At 52.7% G+C, this 5,803-nt stretch carries 9 protein-coding genes; 5 read left to right on the top strand and 4 right to left on the bottom strand.

All coding sequences use genetic code 11. The annotated features are described in order from the left end of the window. Nucleotides 1-639, top strand: a 639-nt coding sequence (locus IAE27_RS28865; RefSeq protein ID WP_200093375.1) for an S-type pyocin domain-containing protein, incomplete at its 5' end; no start/stop codon positions are given. A gap of 2 nt (nt 640-641) precedes the next feature. Beyond that, a complete protein-coding gene (locus tag IAE27_RS28860; protein ID WP_227685341.1) occupies nt 642-908 on the top strand; it encodes a colicin immunity domain-containing protein in 267 nt (88 codons plus the stop codon). A gap of 233 nt (nt 909-1,141) precedes the next feature. Here the strand turns inward: IAE27_RS28860 and IAE27_RS28855 are convergent, their stop codons facing one another. The 4 genes from IAE27_RS28855 to IAE27_RS28840 form a co-directional block, all read right to left on the bottom strand. Beyond that, complete coding sequence (locus IAE27_RS28855; RefSeq protein WP_200093373.1) at nt 1,142-1,348, bottom strand: hypothetical protein; 207 nt, start codon at nt 1,346-1,348, stop codon at nt 1,142-1,144. A 47-nt stretch (nt 1,349-1,395) separates the two neighbouring features. Further along, nucleotides 1,396-1,749: a hypothetical protein gene (locus tag IAE27_RS28850; RefSeq protein WP_200093372.1), complete on the bottom strand. Its 354-nt coding sequence runs from the start codon at nt 1,747-1,749 to the stop codon at nt 1,396-1,398. A 57-nt stretch (nt 1,750-1,806) separates the two neighbouring features. After that, nucleotides 1,807-2,289: a DNA-binding protein gene (locus tag IAE27_RS28845; protein WP_200093371.1), complete on the bottom strand. Its 483-nt coding sequence runs from the start codon at nt 2,287-2,289 to the stop codon at nt 1,807-1,809. Nucleotides 2,290-2,535: 246 nt separating this feature from the next. After that, the gene (locus tag IAE27_RS28840; RefSeq protein ID WP_200093370.1) at nt 2,536-3,024 is read right to left on the bottom strand and encodes a cytoplasmic protein; all 489 of its coding nucleotides are present in this window, start codon (nt 3,022-3,024) and stop codon (nt 2,536-2,538) included. Nucleotides 3,025-3,279: 255 nt separating this feature from the next. Here IAE27_RS28840 and IAE27_RS28835 point away from each other — a divergent pair, with 255 nt between their 5' ends. The 3 genes from IAE27_RS28835 to IAE27_RS28825 are packed head-to-tail and all read left to right on the top strand — an operon-like array spanning nt 3,280 to nt 5,699. Continuing rightward, nucleotides 3,280-4,395, top strand: a complete 1,116-nt coding sequence (locus IAE27_RS28835) for a DNA-binding protein (RefSeq protein ID WP_200093368.1) — start codon at nt 3,280-3,282, stop codon at nt 4,393-4,395. Then, nucleotides 4,388-5,251 (top strand): 3'-5' exonuclease, encoded by an 864-nt coding sequence (locus IAE27_RS30045; RefSeq protein WP_200093366.1) that lies wholly within the window; start codon nt 4,388-4,390, stop codon nt 5,249-5,251. The genes IAE27_RS28835 and IAE27_RS30045 overlap by 8 nt, the downstream gene beginning before the upstream one ends. A 52-nt stretch (nt 5,252-5,303) precedes the next feature. Beyond that, nucleotides 5,304-5,699, top strand: coding sequence for a hypothetical protein (locus IAE27_RS28825; protein WP_200093364.1), 396 nt, complete (start codon nt 5,304-5,306; stop codon nt 5,697-5,699). Nucleotides 5,700-5,803: the final 104 nt, after the last annotated feature.

Raw genomic sequence — 5,803 nt, 5'->3', positions numbered from 1 at the left:
GCCTCGGTGCCGGTGTTGAACGCGGTGCGTGACAAAACCACCGGCCTGGATAAAATCACGGTACCGGCCGTGGCCGGTGCGCCAGCGCGCACCATCCTGATTAACCCTGTACCGGTCGGTCCTGCGGCACCATCGCATACCGGCAGCAGTACGCCGGCGCCGGTGACACCAGTGCATACCGGGACGGAGGTGAAACAGGCGGACAGCATCGTTACCACGACGTTGCCGGCGGCAGATATTCCTGCACTGCAGGACTTCATCTACTGGCAGCCGGATGCGACCGGTACCGGCGTTGAGCCGATTTATGTCATGCTGAGCGACCCGCTGGATTCGGGGAAATATACCCGCAGGCAGCTCCAGAAGAAGTACAAGCATGCTGTCGATTTTGGTATCAGTGATACGAAGATAAATAGTGAAACGCTTGCTAAATTCAGGGATGCTATCGAAGCACATCTGTCGGATAGAAATACAAAGGAGAAGGGTACTTATATAAGAGAGAAAGATTCTAAAGTATATTTCAACTCAGAAACTAATAATGCTGTTGTAATAAAGAAAGATGGTTCTTTCTCCACCGGAATGAAATTGGTTCCAGGTACGCCTCAATATCGAAACTACATAGAAAAAGGAGTGTTGCTGTGAGTATGAAATTAATTGAAATTGCTAAAAATCTGTTGGAATCAAAAATATCAGCAGATGAGTATGAATCCCAATACCTTAAGTTATGGAGAAAAGAACGTGATGATGGAACGCTGAGTAAAGATAAAGATAATATTGGGTTTTGTGCAGCGGAACTGTTTAGTCTGGCAGACTGCTATACTTCTTATCCAGATCGAGATGAAAGCGATTTAGATGCTGATACTTTGGTTAAAGAAGTTAAATCTACCCTTGAAAAATATCATTTGATTTAACTTTTTCACCTTGCTCGATTAATCGATAGCCAACCTCTTGGGGTTGGCTATTTTTAGTAGCTAATGGTCGGATCTCCTGTACATGGTTAGGAAACCCAATAAGGGCCAATTGAGTTTCCTAACCATGAACAGCGGTGATAAAGATCCGCATACAATGAGGTCTGAGGCGCGGTAATGCGTAAAAATGCCAGTTTTGCTGTGTTTTTAAGCTAAACCCTACTTTTCAGGCGCACTTATCCAGAGAAGGAGGTCTGAAGCCATCGTTTTTTAGCCATCCGCTGCAGCCTGTCAGAGAGCATTTTTGTGGCGTGCTCGCCCGCCATGGCGCCGGAAAAACGCAGTCGGCCTTTGCACAGGATGCACTGGTACGGGTCGGTGCCCAGGAACACTTTCATCAGCACCGCAAACCCAGGCTTCTGCGGTTTCTCGCGTGGCGTCATCTCCAATGCTTCGAGGCGAAAGTTTTCGTCCGGGAAGTTAACCCGATTTAGAGTGGTTGTTTTTTGAGAGTAAACCATTTTGCGTATATGAGATAAGCCACAGAAGTTAAAATGGCGGACAGACTATATATCCAAATAACAGGTGTCTCTTTATAAAAAGTTATAGACTGGCCGCTATCATCTTCCAGAACCAGAATCGCTTTAAAATAATCAGTCACCTGAAAGAACTGATAGAAGGGTTCCATCAAAACATAATCATAAAATAAGTTGAGCAGATACATTACTGTTAATTCATGCTCATGCCCGCTAAGAGGTGCATGCTGTGCAAAGCAGACCAGCCATCCCGAAAAGACCAGAATGCATATCGCGAGATACACCATAACCCATATCACTGTTTTCATTAATAACCCTCATATTTAAATTAAACTGTTATATCTCGCCTGTGACATTCATGCATTTCAGTCATTCCCGTTCTGTTTCATGTAATCACTGATGCTCAGGCCAGATTTGCGGATATTGTCTGAAACCTTACGGTACTGCTCTTTCCACTCTTTTGGCATGTCCCGAAGCGCCGCTATCTTACAGGCCACACTGTAGGGGGTTCGCCCAAGCTTTTCGGCCAGCCAGAACAAATGAACACCCACTGTTTCGTCCGGTACGGATTCGAGGACATCAAGCAACAGCGTCCCCTCTTCTTCCCGCCAGGGTTCGCCAGCATTCGGAAAACGTGGGTCGGGCTGGCGTTCCTGTTTTTCTTCCTTTGGTTTTGACGCTGCCGGCAGTGTGGCCTTTTTCATGCTGACGCGTGCTTTCATGGCGCCGATGGTGGCGACGGCCCGGACCAGATCCTCGCGCTCCTGGCGCGTCAGCAGGCTGTCTTCACAAATCAGGGCATTCAGATTATCGATCAGCGTATTCAGTCTGGGTTCTGTTAATTTCATTATTCTGCTCTCATTCCTTGTGCGTGGTGGCGGTCAGTCCCGGCTTTCATTCACCTGGACGGTGACCGGCAGGCCTGCCTCAAAACAGGCCTGATACCAGCTGGCCACCTGCAGGGGATCGCCCTCCTTTCTGGTGAATCCGGTTTCGGTTGCAGTCCTTCGTGCCTGGGCCATGCGCTGCGGCGGCCGACCCTCCTGCATGATATAAATGCTAATGTACGCATATATTAGCATTTATAATGAGCGTTAATCACCTTCAGCTCTCTCGTTGTTCTGATTTTTACGGAAGTTCTGCTTCACTCTCCCGATATTATTCAGGACTGTCTGCCAGTGGTCGTCTGCCTGCTGCCGGTAGCGTTCGGCAACGGCAGCAATAATGTCAGGATCACTGTCATGGCTGCGGTGCATGCGTCCCTTCTGGCCAAAGATATCAACAATAATATTCTGGCTGCCCTGCCTGTCGAAAAGATGAGCGCACAGGCGCTTTACAACCAGCGGAGTATAGTCCAGCCCGGCCTCATCAGCGATCCGGAAGAAGAAGTACAGCATCTCATACGTTTTGTAGCGCTTGACGGCCGCACTGAGTCTGGCTGCCCGTTGTGGTGCTTCCCAGGTGTCATCCCTGTAGTTACGCAGTTCTGCCTGATAGTCGGATTCCAGGTCTTCCTCTGTATACCGGTGGTGCCGGAAAAAGTATTCCCTGGCCCGTTCGACGACTGATTCATCCTGCGGCATGCCTGTCTCCGGTTAATGCTAACGTATGCGTACATTAGCATTAACATTAGTACCCGGCAAGGGGAGTGGCGTGCATCGCACAGGTGATGCGTCCCGCCCGGGCTCCGGACATGCTATGCCAGCAATTCGACCGGCGGTGCACTGTCAGAGCGTCATTTTTCGCTACACTGTCACGTTTTTAGTTTGTTTGTTAGTTTGTTTGTTAGTTTGTTTTGTGTATAATCTGAACATACCCCTTTCTGCGGAGACTGACAGATGCGTCCGGCGACATACGAACCAGAACAGATTATTGAAGCAGGGCTGGCCCTGCAGGCTGAAGGACGGAATATCACCGGGTTTGCGCTGCGTAACCAGGTGGGTGGCGGCAATCCGACACGTCTGCGCCAGATATGGGACGAGTACCAGGCGTCACAGAGCACGGTTGTCACTGAACCCGTTGCCGAGCTGCCCGTGGAAGTGGCGGAAGAAGTGAAGGCCGTCTCCGCCGCGCTGGCCGAACGCATCACCCGGCTGGCGACAGAACTGAATGATAAGGCTGTCCGGGCCGCAGAACGCCGGGTTGCGGAAGTCACGCGTGCCGCCGGTGAACAGACTGCCCAGGCAGAACGGGAGCTGGCAGATGCCGCGCAGACGGTCGACGACCTGGAAGAAAAACTGGATGAGCTGCAGGACAGAAATGACCGGCTGACGCAGGCGCTCGAATCAGAACGGTCACTTCGCCAGCAACTGGATGTGGAGCTGGCCCAGCTGAAAGAGCGTCTTGCGGCCGCTGAAGAGACAGCCCGTCAGCGTGAAGAACGGCATCAGGAGCAGAAGGCCTCCCTGCAGGGCGCGCTTGATGCGGAACAGCAACAGCATAAAGCCACGCGGGAAGACCTGCAGAAACGACTGGAGCAGGCTTCTGCCGAGGCTGATGCGCGTACAGAGGAACTGAAGTCAGAACGCGATAAAGTGAATACTCTCCTGACCCGCCTCGAGTCGCAGGAAAATGCACTGGCCGCAGAACGTCAGCAGCATCAGGCCACTCGCGAGACACTGCAGCAGCGTCTGGAGCAGGCAGTCGCTGATGCACAGGCGCGCGCCGGTGAGCTTGCGCTTGAACGTGACAGAGTCAGCAGCCTCACCGCAAGGCTGGAATCGCAGGAAAAGGCCTCCTCGGAGCAACTGGTGCGAATGGGCAGGGAAATAGCCAGTCTGACTGATCGCTGCACACAGCTGGAAAAACAGCGTGATGATGCCCTGCTGGATGTTATGTATGAGAAAGAGGCTGTCGCGGCACTGCGTGGTGAAGCTGAAGCCCTGCAGCGTCAGAACCAGTCTCTGATGGCGGCACTTTCAGGCAATAAACAGACCGGTGGCCAGAATGCGTGATGATGACAATTCAGACGCCCGTGATGAAACGCCCCGGGCGGAGGATAAATGCTACACCAGAGGGCGGCTTCGGGATGAGTTCAGGATGAAGCCAGCCCCCGGTGCAGAGCCGGTCAGGATGTACAAAAGTCCTTACGGCGGGAAATACGGTGTATGGCGGCTGGGTGACTGCGTCCCGATGCGGGCGAAACGACCTCAGACAGAAAAACAGCGGCAGGCCAGCACACGTCTGGGTCTGCAGGCCCGGATAAAGAGTGAGCGTGGCAGGTTCGCCATGCTGGCACATACCTGGTTAGCGCTGGACCCCGTCTTCCTCGATACCGAAACGACCGGACTTGATACCGGCGCGCAGGCGCTGGAAATCGGTCTGGTGAATGCCCGCGGTGAGAGGATATTTGAGACCCGTCTTAAACCCACTGTCGCCATCGATCCGGCAGCAGCTGCAGTACACGGTATCAGTGACGAGGATCTGGTCAGAGCGCCATCGTGGCCTGATATTGCGCAGCAGCTGCAGCACCATATTGGCCGGCGCCCGCTGGTTATTTTCAATGCTGAGTTTGATACGCGCATTCTGAAGCAGACAGCGGCAGCGCATAACGACCCTGCCAGCTGGCTGGACTCTCTGACGGTGTACTGTGCCATGCGGCTTGCTGCGGGTTATTACGGACCCACCAATCGTTACGGTACCATATCGCTTTCCGGTGCTGTCAGTCAGGCTGGCCTGAGCTGGATCGGGGAGGCTCATTCCGCCGTCACTGACGCCGTTATGACAGCACAGGTGGTAAACAATATTGCCGGATACTGGCATGAACTCCAGTGTGAAATGAATGATGACGCAGGGAGTGAGCCAGCATAACGCTGCTCTCTGGCTGGTCAGACAGCTGCAGGTATTAATTCAGGAGTCTGGAATGGAAAATATGATGAAAACTATGCGTGAGCATTTCCCCGCGCGAACAGTGGTGTTCGAACAGTCTCTGGATATGTCTGGTATCAAACGAAATGAGGACGGGACGTTACTCTTCCCCCGTCACTCCGATAAACGTTTTCCCGTTGCACGTATCCGTAAGCGACTGGCGGCTTATGGCTGGCGAGGCGAACGTCTGAATAAGGAGGTGGCGCGTATCGTCGCGGGCCCTGATATTTGCGCTGAGAGAAGGGACTACAGCATTATTTTCCTTTACGGATGGGAGAAGAAGCAGCTGACGCGTGAGATGCGGAGGATGTTTCCCCGTAAGACTGGCCGACGTGTGCTGCTTATGCTCGATGAATTACATCAGTTTTTTGACTCGCGGGAGAAGCCGTGACGCTGACAGAAAAATCAGGCCATCTGGCGTGGTGTGCCCTGGTGGCGCTTGCGCTGGCCAGACAGGATAGTGGCGTTCTCTCGCCGGCACAGGAAAATCTCTTT

Source organism: Klebsiella sp. S69, assembly GCF_016516145.1.
In the GTDB taxonomy this organism is placed as follows: Bacteria; Pseudomonadota; Gammaproteobacteria; order Enterobacterales; family Enterobacteriaceae; genus Klebsiella; species Klebsiella oxytoca.
The sequence above is the reverse complement of the archived record's forward strand: the minus strand, read 5'-3'. Positions and strand labels throughout refer to the sequence as shown.

Excerpts from the sequence above, each read along its gene's own strand:
- IAE27_RS28860 (WP_227685341.1), top strand. The coding sequence starts at position 642 with ATGAAATTAATTGAAATTGCTAAAAATCTGTTGGAATCAAAAATATCA.
- IAE27_RS28855 (WP_200093373.1), bottom strand. The coding sequence starts at position 1,348 with ATGACGCCACGCGAGAAACCGCAGAAGCCTGGGTTTGCGGTGCTGATG.
- IAE27_RS28850 (WP_200093372.1), bottom strand. The coding sequence starts at position 1,749 with ATGAAAACAGTGATATGGGTTATGGTGTATCTCGCGATATGCATTCTG.
- IAE27_RS28845 (WP_200093371.1), bottom strand. The coding sequence starts at position 2,289 with ATGAAATTAACAGAACCCAGACTGAATACGCTGATCGATAATCTGAAT.
- IAE27_RS28840 (WP_200093370.1), bottom strand. The coding sequence starts at position 3,024 with ATGCCGCAGGATGAATCAGTCGTCGAACGGGCCAGGGAATACTTTTTC.
- IAE27_RS28835 (WP_200093368.1), top strand. The coding sequence starts at position 3,280 with ATGCGTCCGGCGACATACGAACCAGAACAGATTATTGAAGCAGGGCTG.
- IAE27_RS30045 (WP_200093366.1), top strand. The coding sequence starts at position 4,388 with ATGCGTGATGATGACAATTCAGACGCCCGTGATGAAACGCCCCGGGCG.
- IAE27_RS28825 (WP_200093364.1), top strand. The coding sequence starts at position 5,304 with ATGGAAAATATGATGAAAACTATGCGTGAGCATTTCCCCGCGCGAACA.